This is a genomic window from Jiangella endophytica (assembly GCF_003427025.1).
GTDB lineage: Bacteria > Actinomycetota > Actinomycetes > Jiangellales > Jiangellaceae > Jiangella > Jiangella endophytica.
Window position 1 is genome coordinate 24,693 of the sequence record NZ_QVAI01000007.1, and the last position, 19,645, is coordinate 44,337.

The 19,645-nt window shown below is 71.7% G+C and carries 16 protein-coding genes; 10 read left to right on the forward strand and 6 right to left on the reverse strand.

Going from position 1 to position 19,645, the window contains the following annotated elements:
• Window positions 1–274: 274 nt before the first annotated feature.
• Complete coding sequence (locus DZA62_RS15870) at window positions 275–1,618, reverse strand: PhoH family protein (RefSeq protein WP_116949894.1); 1,344 nt, start codon at window positions 1,616–1,618, stop codon at window positions 275–277.
• Between the two features lie 940 nt (window positions 1,619–2,558).
• A complete protein-coding gene (locus DZA62_RS15875; protein WP_157987706.1) occupies window positions 2,559–3,062 on the reverse strand; it encodes a GbsR/MarR family transcriptional regulator in 504 nt (167 codons plus the stop codon).
• Window positions 3,063–3,304: 242 nt separating this feature from the next.
• Between DZA62_RS15875 and DZA62_RS15880 the strand changes: the two genes are divergently transcribed.
• The 7 genes from DZA62_RS15880 (at window position 3,305) to DZA62_RS15910 (ending at window position 10,356) form a co-directional block, all read left to right on the forward strand.
• Window positions 3,305–4,933 carry a peptide ABC transporter substrate-binding protein gene (locus DZA62_RS15880; RefSeq protein ID WP_198663831.1) on the forward strand — a complete coding sequence of 543 codons (1,629 nt, stop codon included), beginning with the start codon at window positions 3,305–3,307 and terminating at the stop codon, window positions 4,931–4,933.
• Window positions 4,934–4,976: 43 nt separating this feature from the next.
• Window positions 4,977–6,347, forward strand: a complete 1,371-nt coding sequence (locus DZA62_RS15885; protein ID WP_116949897.1) for a M14 family zinc carboxypeptidase — start codon at window positions 4,977–4,979, stop codon at window positions 6,345–6,347.
• A gap of 11 nt (window positions 6,348–6,358) precedes the next feature.
• Window positions 6,359–7,285 carry an ABC transporter permease gene (locus tag DZA62_RS15890; RefSeq protein WP_116949898.1) on the forward strand — a complete coding sequence of 309 codons (927 nt, stop codon included), beginning with the start codon at window positions 6,359–6,361 and terminating at the stop codon, window positions 7,283–7,285.
• Window positions 7,278–8,225 (forward strand): ABC transporter permease, encoded by a 948-nt coding sequence (locus DZA62_RS15895; RefSeq protein WP_116949899.1) that lies wholly within the window; start codon window positions 7,278–7,280, stop codon window positions 8,223–8,225. Before DZA62_RS15890 ends, DZA62_RS15895 begins: the two co-directional genes overlap by 8 nt.
• A gap of 81 nt (window positions 8,226–8,306) precedes the next feature.
• The gene (locus tag DZA62_RS15900; protein ID WP_116949900.1) at window positions 8,307–8,699 is read left to right on the forward strand and encodes a VOC family protein; all 393 of its coding nucleotides are present in this window, start codon (window positions 8,307–8,309) and stop codon (window positions 8,697–8,699) included.
• On the forward strand, window positions 8,696–9,787 hold the full coding sequence (locus DZA62_RS15905) for a sigma-70 family RNA polymerase sigma factor (protein WP_116949901.1): 1,092 nt from the start codon (window positions 8,696–8,698) through the stop codon (window positions 9,785–9,787). The genes DZA62_RS15900 and DZA62_RS15905 overlap by 4 nt, the downstream gene beginning before the upstream one ends.
• The gene (locus tag DZA62_RS15910) at window positions 9,784–10,356 is read left to right on the forward strand and encodes a TIGR03086 family metal-binding protein (protein ID WP_116949902.1); all 573 of its coding nucleotides are present in this window, start codon (window positions 9,784–9,786) and stop codon (window positions 10,354–10,356) included. Before DZA62_RS15905 ends, DZA62_RS15910 begins: the two co-directional genes overlap by 4 nt.
• A 7-nt stretch (window positions 10,357–10,363) precedes the next feature.
• On the opposite strand, the gene DZA62_RS15915 is transcribed toward DZA62_RS15910, so the two are convergent.
• A complete protein-coding gene (locus tag DZA62_RS15915) occupies window positions 10,364–11,125 on the reverse strand; it encodes an isoprenyl transferase (RefSeq protein ID WP_116950119.1) in 762 nt (253 codons plus the stop codon).
• Window positions 11,126–11,223: 98 nt separating this feature from the next.
• Here DZA62_RS15915 and trhA point away from each other — a divergent pair, with 98 nt between their 5' ends.
• Window positions 11,224–11,910: a PAQR family membrane homeostasis protein TrhA gene (trhA, locus tag DZA62_RS15920; RefSeq protein WP_116949903.1), complete on the forward strand. Its 687-nt coding sequence runs from the start codon at window positions 11,224–11,226 to the stop codon at window positions 11,908–11,910.
• A gap of 14 nt (window positions 11,911–11,924) precedes the next feature.
• Window positions 11,925–12,380, forward strand: a complete 456-nt coding sequence (locus DZA62_RS15925; RefSeq protein ID WP_116949904.1) for a hypothetical protein — start codon at window positions 11,925–11,927, stop codon at window positions 12,378–12,380.
• On the opposite strand, the gene DZA62_RS15930 is transcribed toward DZA62_RS15925, so the two are convergent.
• Both DZA62_RS15930 and DZA62_RS15935 read right to left on the reverse strand, forming a co-directional pair.
• Window positions 12,381–12,902: a hypothetical protein gene (locus DZA62_RS15930; RefSeq protein ID WP_116949905.1), complete on the reverse strand. Its 522-nt coding sequence runs from the start codon at window positions 12,900–12,902 to the stop codon at window positions 12,381–12,383.
• Window positions 12,903–12,987: 85 nt separating this feature from the next.
• A complete protein-coding gene (locus tag DZA62_RS15935) occupies window positions 12,988–15,048 on the reverse strand; it encodes a thioredoxin domain-containing protein (RefSeq protein ID WP_116950120.1) in 2,061 nt (686 codons plus the stop codon).
• A 69-nt stretch (window positions 15,049–15,117) separates the two neighbouring features.
• On the opposite strand from DZA62_RS15935, the gene DZA62_RS15940 reads away from it, so the two are divergent.
• Complete coding sequence (locus tag DZA62_RS15940) at window positions 15,118–15,960, forward strand: NAD(P)H-binding protein (RefSeq protein WP_116949906.1); 843 nt, start codon at window positions 15,118–15,120, stop codon at window positions 15,958–15,960.
• Between the two features lie 46 nt (window positions 15,961–16,006).
• Here DZA62_RS15940 and DZA62_RS15945 read toward each other — a convergent pair whose 3' ends face one another.
• Window positions 16,007–19,432: an MSCRAMM family protein gene (locus DZA62_RS15945; RefSeq protein WP_157987708.1), complete on the reverse strand. Its 3,426-nt coding sequence runs from the start codon at window positions 19,430–19,432 to the stop codon at window positions 16,007–16,009.
• Between the last annotated feature and the right edge of the window lie 213 nt (window positions 19,433–19,645).

Here is a 19,645-nt window from a genome sequence, read left to right on the forward strand (position 1 = left end):
GCGTCTTCGATGCACGAGCGGGGGTACCTTCCTGTTGGGCCCCACCACCCTGCAATGGAATCGTGATCGTTGCCAACTCGACGGCGTGTCACACGGGCCATCGTGACGCTCCACGGCTATGCAGGGACGCTCCGCGCGAACTGACGCGGACTCCGTCGATTTGTGCCGGTTTCATGCGGCCTGAACAGCGAGAACTCCCGTGTCACCGAACCGGCGGATCCGGCGACACGGGAGTTCCGGAAATAGCTGACGAGTCAACGAAATGAGACGTCGCTCACCCGGGCGTGCGCTCCAGCATCTCGGTGACCAGGGCGGCGATCGGGGACCGCTCCGACCGGGTCAGCGTGATGTGCGCGAACAACGGGTGCCCCTTGAGCTTCTCCGCCACTGCGACGACGCCGTCGTGCCGGCCGACGCGAAGGTTGTCGCGCTGCCCGACGTCGTGCGTCAGGACGACGCGGGAGTTGCTGCCGATGCGCGACAGGACGGTCAGCAGCACGTTGCGCTCCAGCGACTGCGCCTCGTCGACGATGACGAAGGCGTCGTGCAGCGACCGGCCGCGGATGTGGGTCAGCGGCAGCACCTCGAGCATGCCCCGCTCGACCACCTCGTCGATGACGTCCTGCGTGGTCAGCGCGCCGAGGGTGTCGAAGACCGCCTGCGCCCAGGGGTTCATCTTCTCCGACTCGCTGCCCGGCAGGTAGCCGAGGTCCTGGCCGCCGACCGCGTACAGCGGCCGGAACACGACGACCTTCTTGTGCAGCCGGCGCTCCATGACCGCCTCGAGGCCGGCGCACAACGCCAGCGCCGACTTGCCCGTGCCGGCCCGCCCGCCCATGGAGACGATGCCGACCTCCTCGTCGAGCAGCAGGTCGAGTGCGATGCGCTGCTCGGCGGACCGTCCGTGCAGCCCGAACGCCTCACGGTCGCCGCGGACCAGCTTGATCCGTTTGTCCGCCGTCATGCGCCCCAGGCCGCTGCCGCGCTCGCTGTGCAGCACCAGGCCCGTGTGGCAGGGCAGCTCGCGCGCCTCCTCGAGGTCGGCGTACCCGTTCTCGTACAGCTCGTCGAGCAGGCTGCCGGCCACCTCGAGCTCGGCCATTCCCGTCCATCCGGACTCGATGACCGTCTCGGCGCGGTACTCCTCGGCGTGCAGCCCGACCGAGGACGCCTTGACCCGCATGGGCAGGTCCTTCGACACCAGCGTCACATCGTGGCCCTCGGCGGCCAGGTTGCGGGCCACCGCGAGGATGCGGGAGTCGTTGTCGCCGAGCCGGAACCCGGCCGGCAGCACCTCGGGATCGGTGTGATTGAGCTCCACGCGCACCGTGCCGTCGTCGTCGCCGACCGGTATGGGGTCGTCGAGGCGCCCATGCTCCACCCGCTTCTCGTCGAGCAGCCGCAATGCTGCTCGCGCGAAATATCCCAGCTCGGGATGGTGGCGCTTGGCCTCGAGTTCGGTGATCACCACGATCGGCAGGACGACCTCGTGCTCCGCGAAGCGGAGAATCGCGTACGGGTCGGCCAGCAGCACGCTCGTATCGAGCACGTAGGTGCGGCGAGCCGGCTCCTGCCGGGTGGTGCGACGACGGGGGTTCTGATTCTTGGAAGCGGCCACGTCCGTCTCCCTCACGCCTGAGTGCACCCTGACGGATCAGGCGTCTGTGTCGCGCGGAGTGCCGGGACCGAGCCCACTGGGCCGGGTGCCGGCCCTCCGTTCGCGCCATGGTGTCAGCACGTAGGACGGGCCTCCCGGACGGCCGGCTACTCACCGTCCGCCACTGCCAAGATTACCGCCAGGCATGATCCGAGCGATAGGACACGCCTTAACGGCCCGTGAACGATGTGTTTCGCCGGTCGGCGCTCTGGCCGGACGGATCGGCCGGACAAGCGGTCGATCGTGCGCATTCTCCGCACACGGTGCGGTATCGCCGCTGGTTGTCCTGGTTCCGGATCGGGCTGAATCGTTCGGTGAGGCAGATGCCCCGTCCAAGCGACTCGGGTCGGCTGGTCGGCCTGGCGCACTCGATCGGCCATGCGGACTCGTTGGCTCGGCCGGCCTGGTCGGCCGGCCTGGTCGGCCGGCGTTCCGTGGGCCGGGTGGACGTTCATTGGGTTCGCGCCGCTCGCCGTCCCCCTGCTGCCCATGTTCTCAGCCGCGCAACCGCGCCTCCAGCGGACCATTGGGCGCTTCGCGCCGGCGAAGGACCGCTTGACCCGCGATTCCGCGGCCAAGAACCTGGCAGCTATCAGGGGGACGGGGCGAGTCTGGACACACCTCGGGCTCCGCTGGCGTGGTCCAGGCCCGCCCGCCGACCCCGACCCGTGGCCCCACACGACCGCCGTCCCCGGGCCAACCCTCCCGGAAATGATCACGTTCAGCAGGTGTGCTCACGCTCCATCAGGCATGCATGCCTCGCAGAGCGAACACAGTCCTAGGCATGGCCCCCGAATCGCCGGAAAATCTCACAGCATGGACACCGATGACAGGCCGGCGGACGACAGAACCGCGGCCGCCTGGAGAACGGCGACACCGGGCCCCGGGCGCGACCGGCCGGTCAGGTCGCGTCGCGCTCGCGGTCGCGGTCGCGGTCGCGGGCGGCTTTGTAGGCCTCCCAGTCCCCGTACATCTTCTGGTGGTAGGTCTCGAGCCACTCGAAGTAGTCGTGCATGTTCTCCATGCGCTTCCGGACGAGCTCATTCTCCGGTTCCAACGCGGCGAGGACGGAGTTGGCGAGCCTTCGGCGAAGGGCGAAGAAGCGGTGCTCCGAGGAGAGGAAGGCGCCCCAGACATCCTCGTCGGCGCGATAGAAGTGGCTGCGGGAGCCGGCGACGGGAACGCGGCGAATGAAGCCTGGGTCGGACAGCGCCCGCGTGGCGGAGGAGATCGAGCCGGCGCTGGCGCCGAGCTCGCTCATCAGCTCAGCGGTCGAGACGTACGGCGCTGTGCTGAGCATGAGGTATCCGAGGACGCGGCCGTCCATACGGCGATGTCCCAGTTTCTCGAAGAGCAGCCCCAGCTCCTCGACGAAGAAGTCGAGTCGCGCCGCATCGTCCGCCATGAAACCTCCCTCGGCCCACATGGTGGGCCATGACCACCGGCGACCGCCAGTAGGCGGCGACAGCGCAGGCCAACGGCGTTCGGGGCATGTGCCGCCCGTCGACGCCGGCTGTAAAGTCTCAGTAACTTCTGAAACTTCGGACAGAATATCTCTTGCTTGAAAGTTCAGCGTGTCACTAGATTCACCCACACTTCAAGCGAACGGGCACCGAGACTGCCCGCGGCACACCCCGAGAGGTGACCATGCGCATGTGGCAACGGCTCACAGCACTCGCTGTCGGTGCTGCTCTCCTCACCGTCACCGCATGTGGCGGCGGCTCCGACGACGACGGCGACACCAGTGCCGGCAGCGGCGACGGCGCCGGCGCCGGCGAGAGCACTGGCGGCACGTTCTCCGTCGGCATCGACGAGCCGGACTTCCTCATCCCGGGCCGAGCCCAGGGCGCGTTCGACGAGATGCACGCGCTCTTCTCCGGCCTCGTCAAGTTCGGCGACCAGAGCGAGCCGCAACTGCTGCACGCCGAGTCGATCGAGAGCGACGACAACGTCGTCTGGACCATCGCCGTCAAGCCGGACTGGACGTTCCACGACGGCACGCCGGTGACGGCGCAGAGCTACGCCGACGCCTGGAACGCCACGGCGTACGGACCCAACGCCTGGGCCAACAACGCCCAGCTGTCGAACGTCGTCGGCTGGGACGAGCTGAACCCGGCCGAGGGCACGCCCGCCACCGACGCGCTGTCGGGCGTCGAGGTGGTCGACGAGAACACGCTGCGGGTGACGCTGAAGGCGGCCGACAGCCAGTTCCCCTACAAGCTCGGCCAGCCGGGCTGGTACCCGCTGCCCGAGGTCGCGTTCGAGGACTTCGACGCGTTCAACGAGGCGCCGGTCGGGAACGGGCCGTTCCAGATCGACGGCTCGTGGGAGCACGACGTCGCGCTGTCGGTGACCCGGTACGAGGACTACCAGGGCCCGCGGCCGAACGCCGACGGCATCACGTTCCGCATCTACAGCGACACCACCACGGCCTACACCGATGCCATCGGCGGCGCGGTCGACATCGTGTCGGTGCCGCAGGAGAAGTACAAGCAGGTCACGACCGACTTCCCGGACAGCTACGTCGCGTTCAACGCGATCCGGCTGGACTGGCTGGGCTTCCCGCTGTGGGACCCACGATTCCAGGACCCGCGGGTGCGTCAGGCGGTCTCGATGTCGATCGACCGCGACGCCGTCAACGAGGCGATCTTCGGCGGGCTGTACACGCCGGCGACGTCGTACCACGGCCCGTCCGCCCCGGGCGGCGGCACCGAGGGCATGTGCGGCGAGTTCTGCGAGTTCGACCCCGACCGGGCCAAGGAGCTGCTGGCCGAGGCCGGCGGCTGGGAGGGACCGATGGAGATCTGGTTCCCGGGCGGCGTCGGCTACGACCAGACGTTCGAGGCGCTGGCCAACCAGATCCGGCAGAACCTCGGCATCGAGGAGGTCACGACGAAGAGCCAGCCGGGCTTCGTCCAGTTCCTCGACGCGCTGCGCAACCAGCAGGCGACCGGCCCGTTCCGCGGCGGCTGGGGCTCGCTGTACCCGAGCATGCAGAGCCTGCTGACGTCCGTGTTCAGCACCAACGGCGACGGCCGTGAGGGTGGCGGCAGCTACGCCAACCCCGAGGTCGACGCGCTCATCACGCAGGCCGACGCGGCACCGTCGCTGGAAGAGGCGACCGACCTGTACAAGGCGGCCGAGCAGCGGATCATCGAGGACTTCCCGATCGTGCCGCTGTTCTACGCCAAGTACGTCTACGCCCACAGCAGCAACGTCTCCAACGTGATCATCGGCTTCGACCAGGTCGAGCTCAACGAGGTCGTCGTCAACTGATCGCGGCACGCGAACGACAGCAGGCAGAGAAGGGCACAGCAGAGTGACGATCCCGACGTCCCACCTGGTCGACGAGGCACTACGGGTACAGCCGGAGGCCGACGCGTTCCCCACGGTCGACGAGCTGGCCGCCGCGCTCCAGCGCACCCACGCGGCCCACCCGGAGGTGACCCGGATCCGCCGGGTGGGTACGTCGCGGCTCGGCGAGCCGATCGAGGCGATCACGATCGGCACCGCGGACCGGCACGCCGTCGTCTTCGGCGGCGTGCACCCGAACGAGCCGATCGGCAACATCACCGCGCTGCACCTGATCGAGCGGCTGACCACCGACCGCGAGCTGCTGGACCGGATGGGTTACACCTGGCACATCGTGCCGTGCATCGACCCCGACGGCATGCGGCTCAACGAGGGCTGGTTCCGCGGCCCGCTGACCCGGTCGGCGTACGGCCGCCGCTTCTACCGTCCGGCCCCGGACGAGCAGGTCGAGTGGACGTTCCCGTTCGCCTACAAGGACGCGTACTTCGACCGGATGATGCCGGAGACGGTCGCCCTGATGCGGCTGATCGACGACACCCGGCCGGCGTTCATGTGCTCACTGCACAACGGCGAGTACGGCGGCGTCTATTACTACCTGTCCAGCCCGGAGCCGGAGCTCTACCCGCTGCTGCACAGGATCGCCGCCGACGTCGGCCTGCCGCTGGACACCGGTGAGCCCGAGGCGCCGTACGTCGAGCGCTACGCCCCGGCGATCTTCGGGATGATCCGCAGCGAGGACCAGTACGACTTCGCCGAGGCCGCCGGGCTGGACCCGACGGATCGGCAGGCGGGCGGATCCAGCGCGGCCTACGCCGCCAAGTACGGCACGTTGACGCTGGTCACCGAGATGCCGTACTGGACCCACCCCGACGCCGACGACGACACCCTGCTCACCCGGACCTACGCCGACGTGCTGCGCGAGCAGGCCGAGGGGCTGCGCGACATCCACACCCGGCTGGACCGCATCCTCACCGCGGCCCGGCCCGACCTCACGGCCCAGTCGCCGTTCCTGCGCTCGTCCGAGGCGTTCGTGCCGATGCTGGCCAAAGCCGCCAAGCAGAGCGAGCACCGGGCCGGCCACCCCGACTCGCAGCGGCCGGCGTCGGTGTCCGAGCGGTTCGGCTGTCTCGACACGGTGCACATGTTCCGGCTGCGCTGGGGCGGGACACTGCTGCGGGCACTGGACGGCGAGCTGGCCATCGGCAACGGCACACCGGCCATCCGGGAACAGCGCGCCGCCATGGACGCCCTCTACGAGCAGTGGGCCGCCGAAGCCGCGCGAGTGACCCCCGCGGAGGCCATCGCCTACGGCAGGCTGGCAGCCGTGCAGTACGCCGCCATCCTCGTCACCGCGGCCCACGCGGCGCGGCGCGGCTGAGGCCGCCGGGCATGGGCAAGTACGTCGTCGGGCGCCTGTTGCAGCTGGTGGTCGTCTTCTTCGGCGTCACGCTGCTCATCTACCTCGCGGTCTACGCGCTGCCCGGAGACCCGATCCGCGCCCTGGGCGGCGACCGGCAGCTGCCGGAGAGCGTCGTCAACGCGATGCGCGCTCAGTTCAACCTCGACGACCCGGTGCTGCTGCAGTACGTGAAATACCTGGGCCACCTGTTCACCGGCGACCTCGGCACCGACTTCAACGGCCGCCCGGTCGCCGACCTCATGGGGCAGCGCTGGCCGGTGACGATCAGGCTGGCGCTGACGGCGTGGGTGATCCAGGTGGTCGTCGGCATCGGGCTGGGCGTGCTGACGGCGCTGCGCAAGGGCACATGGCTGGACCACACCGTGCTGTTCTTCACCGTCGCCGTGATCTCGATCCCGGTGTTCGTGCTCGCCTACACCGCGCAGATCGTGTTCGGCGTCAGGCTGGGCGTCGTCCCGGTGTCCGGCATCGACGAGGGCTGGCCGGTGAGCTACCTGCTGCCGTCGATCCTCCTGGCGGTCTTCGGCCTGGCGTCGGTGGCCCGGCTGGTGCGGGCCAGCATGCTGGAGAACCTGCGCGCCGACTACGTGAAGACGGCGATGGCGAAGGGGCTGAGCCGGCGGCGGGTCGTGTACCGGCACGTGCTGCGGAACTCGCTGATCCCGGCCGTGACGTTCCTGGGCATCGACCTGGGCTACCTGCTCGGCGGGACCGTGATCATCGAGGGCGTCTTCAACCTGCCGGGCGTAGGGCAGCTGCTGTTCTCGTCCATCGCGTCGCAGCAGGGACCGGTCGTCGTCGGGGTCGCCACCGTGCTCGTCGTCATCTTCCTCCTGGCCAACCTCGTCGTGGACCTGCTCTACGGCGTGCTCGACCCGAGGATCCGTCATGAGTGATCCCACGTCCGCCATCACGACCGCCGAGCCCGGGCCGGCCGGTCCGCCCGCCGCCGACGGGGTGCCGCCGCCGTCGCCGGCGAAGTCGTCGACGCTGCTCGGCGACGCCTGGCACGAGCTGCGGCGGCGCCCGCTGTTCGTCGTCGCGTCGCTGCTGGTGATCGTGCTCCTGGTGATGGCCGTCGCGCCGCAGCTGTTCGCCGGCTGGTTCGGCAACGGCGACCCGCGGGTCTGCGACCTGTCGCGCAGCATCGAGGGGCCGGCGTCGGGCCACCCGTTCGGCTTCGACAAGCAGGGCTGCGACGTCTACGCCAACGTGGTGCACGGCGCCCGCGCCTCGATCAGCGTGGGCGTGCTGGTGACGGCGCTGACGCTGGTGTTGTCGCTGGTGCTGGGCAGCCTGGCCGGGTTCTTCGGCCGCGTGGTGGACGCGATCGTGTCACGGTTCGCGGACGTGTTCTTCGGGTTCCCGTTCCTGCTCGGCGCGCTGGTCGTGCTGACGGCGTTCGAGGCGCGCAGCATCTGGGTGGTGGCGCTGGTCCTGGCGATGTTCCGCTGGCCGTCGATGACCCGGGTGATGCGGTCGAGCGTGATCCAGGTCCGCGACATGGACTACGTGCGCGCCTCGGTCGGGCTGGGTGGCGGCAAGCTGTGGCTGCTGCGCCGGCACGTGCTGCCGAACGCGATGACGCCGATCATGGTCATGGTGACGCTCGACATCGGCACGGTGATCGTCGTGGAGTCGACCCTCACCTTCCTCGGCGTCGGCCTGCAGGCTCCTGCGATCTCGTGGGGTCTGCAGCTCTCGAACGCGTCGACGGACTTCGCCGCCGCCCCGCACCTGCTGATCTTCCCGTCGTTGTTCCTGAGCTTGACGGTGCTCAGCTTCATCGTGCTCGGCGACCTCATCCGCGACGCCCTGGACCCGCGGCTGCGCTGAGCCGGGCGTCGCCCGCACTCGCGATGAGTTTTGCCGCCGCCGGCGGTCTACCTCGACGCAAGCCCGACCAGAGGAGACCCCATGAGCAGCGCCACCGTCGCGAGCATCCTGTTGTCCAGCACCGACCCCGACCGCCTGGGCATCTGGTACGCCGCCGCGCTCGCCCCGGCCGACGACGCGCGCATCGGCGACTACCGCATGCTGCGCTACGGCGACTTCTACCTGATGATCGACCAGCGCGACGACGTCGGCCCGGCCAACCCCGAGCCCGGTCGCATGATCCTCAACTTCGACGTCGACGACGCTCGCTCCGTGGTGGCGCGGCTGGACGCCATGGGCGTCAGCTGGCTGGCCCCGCTGGAGGACCGCGACGGCAGCCTGTTCGCCACGGCGATCGACCCGGACGGCAACTACGTCCAGATCATCCAGATCAGCCCGGAGCACCAGGCCGAGCTGGCCGCGGAACGCGCATGACCACCGCGCTCACGGCCCTCCCGTCCATCGCCGACGATCGCCGGGCGAACGGTTCGGCGGCGTATCGTCGGCGGAGGACCAGGGAGGCGACGGTGCACAGCACGACCACCGGCGAGACCACGGGCGACTTCCAGCAGCTCGCCCAGCCGTATCGGCGCGAGCTGCTCGCGCACTGCTACCGCATGCTCGGCTCGGTCCACGACGCCGAGGACCTCGTGCAGGAGACGTACCTGCGCGCCTGGCGGGCCTACGACCGGTTCGAGGACCGCTCGTCGCTGCGCACCTGGCTGTACCGCATCGCGACCAACGCCTGCCTCACCGCGCTGGAGAGCCGCGGCCGCCGGCCGATGCCGACGGGGCTGGGCGGACCGAGCACCGAACCGGGCGGCGACCTGCTCGAGCGCGCCGAGGTGCCGTGGCTGGAGCCGCTGCCCGATGTCGCGATCGGGGCCGGCAGCACCGACGGCGCCGACCCCGCGGCCGTCGTCACCTCGCGCGAGAGCGTCCGGCTGGCGCTGGTCGCGGCGCTGCAGCACCTGCCGCCGCGGCAGCGCGCCGTCCTCGTGCTGCGCGACGTGCTCCGCTGGAAGGCGGCGGAGGTCGCCGACCTGCTCGAGACGTCCGCCGCCGCCGTCAACAGCATGCTGCAGCGGGCGCACGCCCAGCTCGACAAGGTCGCGCCGTCCGAGGACGACGCCGTCGAGCCGCTGCCGCCGGAGAGCGAGGACCTGCTCGAGCGGTACGTCACCGCCTTCGAGTCCTACGACATCGACGCGCTCGTGCGGCTGCTCACCGCCGACGCCGTCTGGGAGATGCCGCCGTTCGCCGCCTGGTTCGTCGGCCCGGCCGACATCGGCGAGCTGATCCTCCTCCAGTGCCCCATGAAGCGCGCCGGCGACCTGCGCATCGTCCGCACGTCCGCCAACGGGCAGCCGGCGCTGGCGCAGTACCTGCGCGACGCCGAGGGCGTCTACCGTCCGTTCGCGGTCCAGGTCGTGTCGGTGGGCGCCGCCGGTCTCACGCACGTGGCGCAGTTCTTCGACGTGAGCCTGTTCTCGCGGTTCGGGCTGCCGGACGTCCTGCCATGACCCGCCCGCCGGCCGACGCGGCGGAGCTGCTCGAGCGGGCGCTGGGCTACGCGACGGTCAGCCTGGGGCTGGTCCGGCCGGCGCTGCTGTCGCGGCCCACGCCGTGCGCGGGCTGGGATCTGCGGGCGTTGCTGGCGCACCTGAACGACTCGCTCCTGGCGCTCCTCGAGGCGACGGGGTCCGGCCGGGTCGCCGCACCGGCCGCGGCCGACCCCGCGGCCGAGGCCGATCCGGTCGGCACCCTGCGCGAACGCGCCCGCCTGCTGCTGGCCCGGTGCGCGACCGGCGCCGGGCCGGACGTCGTCGCCGTCGAGGACCGGTCGGTGACCGCCCGCGTGGTCGCCGCCGCGGGAGCACTGGAGATCGCGGTGCACGGCTGGGACGTCGCCCGCGCCTGCGGGGCCGACCGGCCGCTGCCGCCGTCGTTCGCGCTTCGGCTGCTCGGGGTGTCGAGCCTGCTCGTCGGCGACGCGGACCGGCCGGTGCGGTTCGCGCCGCCGGTCCCCGTGACCGGTGGCGACGCCGCGGACGTGCGGCTGCTCGCCTTCCTCGGCCGGGATGCGGCCTAGTCTCGGGTCAGCGCCCGTAGCGGCGTTCGCGCTCGCTGTACGAGCGGAGGGCACGGAGGAAGTCGACCCGGCGGAAGTCGGGCCAGAGAGCCTCGCAGAAGTAGTACTCCGAGTTCGCGCTCTGCCACAGCATGAACCCGGACAGCCGCTGCTCGCCGCTGGCCCGGATGACGAGGTCGGGGTCGGGCTGCCCCTTGGTGTAGAGGTGCTCGGCGATGCCCTCGACGGTGACCACCTCGGCCACCTCCTCGATCGAGGCGCCCTTCGCGGCGTGCTCGTGCAGCAGCGCCCGGACGGCGTCGGCGATCTCGCGCCGGCCGCCGTACCCGACCGCGACGTTGACGTGCATGCCGTCGAGGTCGCGGGTGCGGTCGGCCGCCTCCTTGATGACGGTGGCGGTGCGCGGCGGCAGCAGGTCGAGCGCGCCCATCGGGTACACCCGCCAGCGCCCGGTGGCGGCGATGTCCTGGATGAGGCTCTCGATGATGCCGAGCAGCGGGACGAGTTCCTCTTCCGGCCGGTTGAGGTTGTCGGTCGACAGCATCCAGAGCGTCACGACGTTGACGTCGAGCTCGTCGCACCAGCCGAGGAACTCGCGGGCCTTCTCGGCGCCGGCCTGATGCCCGCTCGACGTGGGCGCGCTCAGCGCCCGTGCCCAGCGGCGGTTGCCGTCCATGAGCACGGCGACGTGTTGCGGCAGGCGGCCGCGGTCGAGGTGCCGCTGGATGCGCTTACCGTAGATGCGGTAGACCAGGTCGGACAGACCCATCGACCGATGCACCTCCAGCATCAGGACGTCGTTTCTCCCCGCCCGAGAGTACTCTCCTGCGCCCTATGTGCGGTGAATTCACAGGTACCGTGGGGTTCATGACGTTCGACGAGCAGGTGCGCGAGGCGGTCGCCGCGGTCAAGCCCCGGCTTCGGGGCTGGCTGCACGCCGGGACGTTCCCCATCGCGGTGCTGGCCGGCGTCGTGCTGGTCATCGTGGCGCCGACCACCCAGGTGCGGGTGAGCGCGGCCATCTACACCGTCACGGCGGCGCTGCTGTTCGGCATCAGCGCCGTCTACCACCGCGGCCGCTGGTCGCCCCGCGCGCAGGCGGTGCTGCGCCGGTTCGACCACGCCAACATCTTCCTGATCATCGCCGGCACCTACACGCCGTTCACGCTGCTCGTCCTGCCGGAGAGCGACGGGACGGTGCTGCTCTGGCTGGTGTGGGCGGGCGCGCTGCTCGGCGTGCTGTTCCGGGTGTTCTGGGACGGCGCACCGCGCTGGCTCTACGTGCCGATCTACGTGGCGCTCGGCTGGGCGGCGGTGTTCTGGCTGCCGGAGTTCGCGTCGCACGGCGGGGCCGCGGTCGCCACCTTGATCATCGTCGGGGGGCTCATGTACACGCTGGGCGCCATCGTCTACGGCACCAAGCGGCCCAACCCGTCGCCCCGCTGGTTCGGCTTCCACGAGGTGTTCCACGCGTTCACGCTGGCCGGCTTCGCCAGCCATCACGTGGGCATCTGGCTCGCCGCCTTCGGCGTCGGCGCCGTCGCGGCCACCTGACGTACGGCCGCGGCGTGTCGGGGTATCAGAGCCTCGCGCTCTTCGCCGGCATCGTCCTCGCGGGGTTCATCGCGCTACTGGCCGGATCGATCATGCTCGCGTCGCACCTGCGGTCTGCGCGACGCTCCGGGCGACGCGAGGACTTCCTGACCCCCGCCGTCTTCGGCCACACGGCGGTGGCGGCGTTCGGCGGCGTTGTGGTGCTGCACTTCGTGACGGCGTTCTTGCTGGTGCCCTGGTTCCCTCGGTTCGACTGCCCGCATCCGGCGGACTTCGACGGCCGCATGGTGTTCCCGCTGCGGGCCGTCTGCACGCAAGGCACCGTGGTCACCGACTTCGTGCCCGGCTGGGTCAACCCGGCCCTCAGCCTGCTGATCCTGGTCGGCGTGGGCGCGACGATCGCCGCGCTCGGCACCGCGAGGGCCGGGCGCGAGTCCGCTCGCGTGCTGCGACGGCGGCCGGCCGGCTGATCACGGGGTGGGGCCGGTGGCCCGGACCTCCTCGACGTGGGTGAGGGCCTGGCGCAGGTCGGCCAGCCACTCGTCGGCGTTCTTGGAGACCAGGCGGACGCACCAGGCGAGCGCCTCGGAGCGCGAGCGGGCGACCCCGGCGTCGACCAGGGTGTCGAGGACCCGCCGCTCCGGCTGACGCAGGCGGGTCATGACGGGCGCGGCCAGCCGGGTGAACAGCTCGCGCCGATCGCCGCAGTCGACACCCCAGGCGACCTTGCGGCGGCTGCGGTGCTCCAGCTCGCGAGCGATCTCGATGCGGCGCTCGCGGGTGCTCTCGCGGAACGCGCCGATGCGGCCGGTCAGAGCGGCATCGCGCTCGACGTCGGAGACGTCGTCGGTGGCGGGCGCCGGGATGCGGCCCACCACGGTGATCTCCTCGCGGTCGACCGTCACCTCGACCGGGCCTTCGAACCAGTCGTCCGGCAGCCGGCCGGTGAGCCAGCCTCGGATCCTCTCGACGGTGTCATCGTTGCTTTCCATGATTCGATGATTACAGGATTACGCGGTGGCGGCCAGTGCTTTCCGCTGCGGGCGGACAGCACCCGCGAGGCGGACCAGCAGAGCGTCAGGCGGTGGGACCCGCGAGCTGGGCCGTGAGCCCCTCGGGATCCGTCGTGGGAAGGTCGCAGACGAAGCCGCGGCAGACGTACGCGGCCGGCGCCCCACCCACCCCACCCCGATCACGCAGCAGCGGAACCGAAGCCGTCGCCGGATCGGCCGGGTCTCCGGCGACCACCACGGCGCCGGGCGAGCCCGACCGCAGCGCCGCCGCGTACAAGGCCGCCGTCCGGGGATCGTCCGCCGGACCGACGACCGCGACCTCCGCCGGGCCGGCCAGCCACGCCTCGGCGACCGCCAGTCCCCAGCCGGCGAACCGAGGCGCCCGTGCGGCCAGGGTGTCGTGGATGCGCAGCGCGTCGCCGGCGGCGGTGCGGTGCCGGTCCGAGCCGGTGTATGCGGCGAACCCGAGCAGCGCGCCGGCCGCCGCCGACCAGCCGGACGGCGTGGCGTTGTCGGTCGGGTCCTGGGGGCGGCGCAGGCCGGCCAGCCGTTCGTCGGTGGCGTCGTCGCCGGTGTCGAAGAAGCCGCCGTCCGGGTCGGGGAACTGCGCCAGCACGACGTCGAGGAGCTGCTCGGCGAGCGACAGCCAGACCGGGTCGCCGGTGACGGCGACGAGAGCCAGGAGCCCTTCGGCGACGTCGGCGTAGTCCTCCAGCACCCCCGCGTGCGACCCGGCGACGCCGTCGCGCGACACCCGCAGCAGCCGGCCGCGCTCGTCGAGGTGCAGCCGCACCAGCAGGTCGGCGCAGTCGACGGCGGCCGACACCCAGGACGGCTCGTCGAACAGCGCGCCCGCCTCGGCCAGAGCGGCGATCGCCAGTCCGTTCCACGCCGCCACGACCTTGTCGTCGCGTCCCGGCGCCGGCCGCGGCAGTCGCGCGTCGAACAGCTGGCGCCGCATGCGCGCCCACCGGTCCGCCTCGTCGTCCGACGGTTCGCGCAGCAGTTGCAGCGTCGACGCGCCGTGCTCGAACGTTCCTGACTCGGTGACGCCGAGCAGCGCGGCCGCCCAGTCGCCGTCCTCGTGGCCCAGGACCTCGCGCAGCTGGGCCGGCGTCCACACGTAGAAGGCGCCCTCGACCGGCGCCGCCCCCTCGACCGGCGGCGAGTCGGCGTCGAGTGAGCTGGCGAAGCCGCCCTCGGCGGTGCGCAGCTCGCGCAGCAGGAACCCGGCGGTCTCGCGGACCACGCGCGCCGCCGGCGCCGACCCCGTCGCACGCCAGAGGTGCAGGTACACGCGCAGCAGCAGGGCGTTGTCGTACAGCATCTTCTCGAAGTGCGGCACGACCCACCCGGCGTCGACGCTGTAGCGCGCGAACCCGCCGCCGAGCTGGTCGTACAGGCCGCCACGCGCCATCGGCTCGCAGGTCTGCTCGACCATCGAGAGCGAGCGGCGGTCGCCGGTGCGCGCGTGGTGGCGCAGGAGGAACTCCAGCACCATCGACGGCGGGAACTTGGGCGCGCCGCCGAACCCGCCGGCAGCCGGGTCGAACTCCCCGGTCAGCCGGGCGACGGCGGCGTCGAGCCGGTCCGCTTGCGGCGGGCCGTCACCGGCACCGACCTTGGCGCCGCCGCCGAGCGCCGCCGCGATGCGCTCCGCGGACTCCGTCACGTCGCCGCGCCGCTGCGTCCACGCCTCGTCGACGGCCTGCAGCAGCTGGCCGAAGGAGGGCAGCCCGTGGCGCGGCTGCGGCGGGAAGTACGTTCCTGCGTAGAACGGCTTCCCGCCGGGCGTGAGGAACGCGGTCATCGGCCAGCCGCCCTGTCCGGTGAGCGCCTGCACCGACTCCATGTAGACGGCGTCGACGTCGGGCCGCTCCTCGCGGTCGACCTTGATGGCGACGAAGTGCTCGTTGAGATACGCGGCGACCCGTTCGTCCTCGAACGACTCGTGCGCCATGACGTGGCACCAGTGGCAGGCCGCGTACCCGACGCTCAGCAGGACGGGGACGTCGCGGCGGCGCGCCTCGGCGAACGCGTCGTCGCCCCACTCCCACCAGTCGACCGGGTTGTCCGCGTGCTGCAGCAGGTAGGGGCTGCGGGCGTCGCGCAGGCGGTTGGGCATGTCGGTTCCCTCTCGGCCGGACCTCCACCACCCTAGGGGGACGCACGCGCCCTGAGGCACGATGGGCTCATGCCCGATCTCCCTCCCCTCGCGGTCACCGGCGCCACCGGTGTGCTCGGCGGCGCCGTCGCCCGGAACCTCGCCGACGCCGCGGTGGCCCACCGGCTGCTGGTCCGCTCGCCCGATCGGGCGCCACGGTTGCCGGGCACCGTCGCGCTGAGCTGCGACTACGGCGACGCCGACGCGGCTGCCGCGGCGCTGGCCGGCGTGCGCACGCTGCTGATGGTGTCGGCGTCGGAGAGCGCCGAGCGGCTCGCCCAGCACCGCACGTTCATCGAGGCGGCGCGGACGGCCGGCGTCGAGCACATCGTCTACACGTCGTTCTTCGGCGCCGCGCCGGACGCCACCTTCACGCTCGCCCGCGATCACGACGCGACCGAGGCGATGATCAGGGCGACCGGCCTGGCGCACACCTTCCTGCGCGACAACCTCTACCTCGACTTCTTCGAGGCGATGGTCGGCGACGACGGCGTCATCCGCGGCCCCGCCGGCGACGGCCGGGTGGCGGGCGTGGCGCGCGCCGACGTCGCCCGGGTCGCGGCGACGGTGCTGCGCGACCCGGCGGCGCACCGCGACGTCACCTACGATCTCACCGGGCCGCAGGCGCTGACGATGAGCGAGGTCGCCGGCCTCCTGTCCGCCGCCCGCGGCAGCACGGTGGCGTTCCACGACGAGACGGTCGCCGAGGCGTACGAGTCGCGCCGCCGCTGGAACGCGCCGGACTGGCAGCTCGACGCCTGGGTGTCGACGTACACCGCCATCGCCGCCGGCGAGCTGGCCGCCGTCAGCCCTGACGTCGAGCGCGTCACCGGGCGCGCGCCGATGAGCCTGGCGGACGTCCTGGCGCACTGACCGTCCCCGGGAGCCGCGGCTCCCGGGGGACGGTGACGGCGCCGGCTCAGGCGCTGCGGCGCGACCGCCAGCGCAGGGCGGCACCGACGGTGAGCACCGCGGCGGCGACCAGTGCGACCAGGCGCAGCGGCTCACCGAGACCGGTGTCGGGCAGATCCGGGCCACCCGGGGTGGGCGACGGCGACGGTGTGCCGCTCGGCTCCGGCGAGGACGGCGTCGGCGTGGGGGTCGGCGTCGGCGTCCCCGGCTCGCCGGCCGGCGGGTCGACGATCGTCATCGCGGCGATGTCCGTGCCGGCGTTCCCGGCCGTGATCGTCACGGTCTCGCTGGTCACGTCGTCCGGCAGCAGGTACCCCTCCGGCGCGGTGATCTCGACCCAGTAGTAATCGCCGAAGTCGAGGTCGCCGACGGTGCACAGGCCGTCGTCGCCCGTGGTGCAGGTGCCGACCACGATGTCGCCGTCGGCGAGCACGAGGTCGAACACGGCGCCGGGCAGGGAGTCGCCGGTGTCCTCGGCGACCTTGTGCACGGTCAGCTCGGACAGCTGCCTCGGGTCGTGCACGACCACCTGGGTGAGCTCGCCGCCGGCGTTCGAGGCGTCGATGACCACGGGGGCGCTGACGGTGTCGCCTGGCAGGTCGTAGCCCTGCGGCGCCGCGGTCTCGACCCAGACGTAGCTGCCGAAGTCGAGGTCGCCGACGGTGCAGGTGCCGTCGTCGCCGGTGGTGCAGGTGCCGGCGACGTCGCCGTCGGCGTCGTCGGCGCGCAGCTCGAACTCGGCCCCGGCCAGCGTCGTCCCGTCGTACGCGTCGACCTTCACGACGGTCAGCTCGGACAGCAGCCGCGGGTCGCGGAACACGAACGCCGCCGGCTCGTCGCCCACGGTGGACTCGTCGACGACGATCGCGTCGCTGACGGTGTCGCCTGGCAGGTCGTAGCCCTGCGGCGCCGCGATCTCGACCCAGACGTAGCTGCCGAAGTCGAGGTCGCCGACGGTGCAGGTGCCGTCGTCGCCGGTGCTGCAGGTGCCGGCGACGTCGCCGTCGGCGGCACCGGCGCGCAGCTCGAACTCGGCCCCGGCCAGCGGCGCGTCGTCGGTGTCGTCGACCTTGAGCACCGAGAGGCTGCCCGGCTTGCGCGGGTTGTAGAACGTCAGCGGCTCCAGCTCGGTGCCGGCGTTCTCGGCGGTGACGGTGACCGGCGCGCTGTACGGGTCGTCCGGCAGGTCGTACCCGGTCGGCGCGACGGTCTCGAGCCAGTAGTACGTGCCGAAGCCCAGGCCGGCGACCGTGCAGAGGCCGTCGTCGCCGGTGGTGCACTCGCCGACGAGCGTGTCGTCGTCGAGGTACAGCTCGAAGGTGGCCCCGGCCAGCGGCTCGGCGTCGTCGGACCCGCCGTCCAGCTTGAGCACCGACAGGTCGGTCAGCACCTGCCGGTCCTCGAAGGTGAGGGTGACCGTCTCGCCGGCGTTGTCCGGGCCGATCGTCACCGGGCCCTGGACCGCCGGGTCGGACAGCTCGTAGCCGGTCGGCGCGGCGGTCTCCTCGACCCAGTAGTCACCGAACGGCAGGCCGTCGACGGTGACCGTGCCGGTGGCGTCGGTGACGACCTCCCCCGGCGGGTCGACGACCGCGTCGTCGCCGGCGTCGAACTCGCCGTCGCCGTCGTCGAGCCGGACCACGAACGTGGCGCCGGCCAGCTCGTCGCCGGTGCTCGCGTCGGTCTTGACGATCTCGATGGCCGAGCGGAGCTGCCGGTCGGCCAGCGTCGACACCGGCAGCTCGGCGCCGGCGTTGTCGCGGTCGATCGTGGTCATGCCGCTGAACCGGTCGGCCGGCAGCTCGTACCCGGCAGGGGCGGCCGCCTCGTACCAGTAGTAGGTGCCCCAGGCGAGGTCGCCGATCGTGCACGTCCCGTCGTCGCCGGTGGTGCAGTCGCCGACCAGGGTGTCGCCGCCGGGCGCGTCCTGCACGCCGTCGGTGGGATCATCCAGGTACAGCTCGAACGTGGCACCGGCCAGCGGCTCCTGGGTGTCGGCGTCGAGCTTGAGCACGGTCAGTTCGGAGAGCAGCCGCGGGTCCTCGAACGCGTCCTCGATGACGGCATCGGGGGTGGCGGCGTCGATGACGATGCCCTCGCGGACGGCGTCGGCGGGCAGGTCGTAGCCGGCCGGCGGAACCGTCTCGGTGACGGTGTAGGTGCCGGTCGGGAGATCCTCGACCAGGATCGCGCCCTCGGCGGGGTCGGCGTCGCCGTCGCCGTTGTCGACGACGGTGCGCGACACGCCCTCGGCCGCTCCGCCGGTGCCCACGACGGTGAACGTCGCGCAGCAGACCGGGTCGCCCGACTCCGCGTCGACCTTGTGCCAGGCCAGCGAGCCGAGGTCGTTGACGAACGTGACCGTCGCCGTGCCGAACTCGCCCAGCGTGACGTCCTGCGGCTCCCCGTCCTGGAGGTAGCCGGGCGGCGGTGTGTCCTCGGTGATCGTGTAGTCGCCGGGCAGGGCCGGGTCGATGACGATGACGCCGTCGGCGGGGTCGGCGTCGTTCTCGTCGTTGTCGGTGATCGTCAAGCTGCCCGGGTCGGCGTTGCCGGGGATCGGGTTCGGCTCGACGGTGAACGTCGCGCCGCCCAGCGGCCGCCCGTCGGCGTCGTGCTTCTGGATGGTCAGCGGGCCGCACTCGGGCGAGGTGCCGACCGAGCCGGTGACGTAGTCCTTCAGCTCGGCGTTCGGGCTGGCGCCGGGTGCGCTGCGGATCCACAGCGACGAGAAGCCGGCGAACTCGCAGACGCCGGTGTCGCCGAGCAGCGCGGTGAGGTCGAACGCGATCTCGACGAACTGCTCCCGGCCCAGCGGCGACTCCGCGCTGGGAGTGGTGATCGCGGAGTCGTTGACCGCGAGGGCGAAGTCGTCGACGTCACCGGTGGCCACCCAGGCGCTGCCGTTCCACCGCTGCACCGCCTCGAGCTCCAGTGGTCGGCTGCCCAGGTTGAACAGGCTCAGCCGCAGGTCGCCGACGCTGCGGCCGGGCACCACGGTGTCTTCGCCGTTGACGGTGTCGGGCAGCTGGTTCAGCTCGACGTACCAGCGCACCGTGCCGTTGTCGGAGCCGCGCTCCCACCCGACGTACAGGAACTCGTCACCCTCGTGGACGCGGTCGTAGAGGTATGCGTCGCCGATGTCGCCCTTGCCCGGCGCGGCGGCGGACCCGTCGTCGTTCCACGTCGAGAGGTCGTTCTCCTTGCTGCCACGGTCGAAGACGGTCTCGTCGGTGCCGCCCAGCGGATCGTGGATGACGTCGACCTGCGCCGGGAAGATATCAGCACTCCCCCAGTCGACCGGGTCGCCGGCCGGGCCGGTGGCCGTCGTGGCGTTGCCGAAGCCCTCGTAGACGTTGCCGTCGATCTCGAACCCGCCGACGAGCTCGTTGCCGCTCTCGTTCGCCCACGCGCCCACGCCGGCCGTCGTCATCGAGCCGACGATCAGAAGCAGACCCACCCCGGCCCGTACGAACGGGCGCCGCATTCCGGACACAGTCGTCCGTCCCCCCAACAAGACAATGCCCGGCGCTGAATGCCGGGGAAACAACTGGAAAAAGGTCAATCGCCCTTCGGCGCCGAACCGACACGAGAATATCGTGCGGCCGACGCCGAAGGGCGAGTGCCCCCCGGCTTTGGAAAGGTA

What these genes read in the sequence shown, in the direction of transcription:
- DZA62_RS15945 (WP_157987708.1), bottom strand. Translation starts at nt 19,432, where the DNA reads ATGACGACGGCCGGCGTGGGCGCGTGGGCGAACGAGAGCGGCAACGAG.
- DZA62_RS15940 (WP_116949906.1), top strand. Translation starts at nt 15,118, where the DNA reads ATGCCCGATCTCCCTCCCCTCGCGGTCACCGGCGCCACCGGTGTGCTC.
- DZA62_RS15915 (WP_116950119.1), bottom strand. Translation starts at nt 11,125, where the DNA reads ATGGGTCTGTCCGACCTGGTCTACCGCATCTACGGTAAGCGCATCCAG.
- DZA62_RS15910 (WP_116949902.1), top strand. Translation starts at nt 9,784, where the DNA reads ATGACCCGCCCGCCGGCCGACGCGGCGGAGCTGCTCGAGCGGGCGCTG.
- DZA62_RS15900 (WP_116949900.1), top strand. Translation starts at nt 8,307, where the DNA reads ATGAGCAGCGCCACCGTCGCGAGCATCCTGTTGTCCAGCACCGACCCC.
- DZA62_RS15890 (WP_116949898.1), top strand. Translation starts at nt 6,359, where the DNA reads ATGGGCAAGTACGTCGTCGGGCGCCTGTTGCAGCTGGTGGTCGTCTTC.
- DZA62_RS15935 (WP_116950120.1), bottom strand. Translation starts at nt 15,048, where the DNA reads ATGCCCAACCGCCTGCGCGACGCCCGCAGCCCCTACCTGCTGCAGCAC.
- trhA (WP_116949903.1), top strand. Translation starts at nt 11,224, where the DNA reads ATGACGTTCGACGAGCAGGTGCGCGAGGCGGTCGCCGCGGTCAAGCCC.
- DZA62_RS15875 (WP_157987706.1), bottom strand. Translation starts at nt 3,062, where the DNA reads ATGGCGGACGATGCGGCGCGACTCGACTTCTTCGTCGAGGAGCTGGGG.
- DZA62_RS15905 (WP_116949901.1), top strand. Translation starts at nt 8,696, where the DNA reads ATGACCACCGCGCTCACGGCCCTCCCGTCCATCGCCGACGATCGCCGG.
- DZA62_RS15895 (WP_116949899.1), top strand. Translation starts at nt 7,278, where the DNA reads ATGAGTGATCCCACGTCCGCCATCACGACCGCCGAGCCCGGGCCGGCC.
- DZA62_RS15930 (WP_116949905.1), bottom strand. Translation starts at nt 12,902, where the DNA reads ATGGAAAGCAACGATGACACCGTCGAGAGGATCCGAGGCTGGCTCACC.
- DZA62_RS15880 (WP_198663831.1), top strand. Translation starts at nt 3,305, where the DNA reads ATGCGCATGTGGCAACGGCTCACAGCACTCGCTGTCGGTGCTGCTCTC.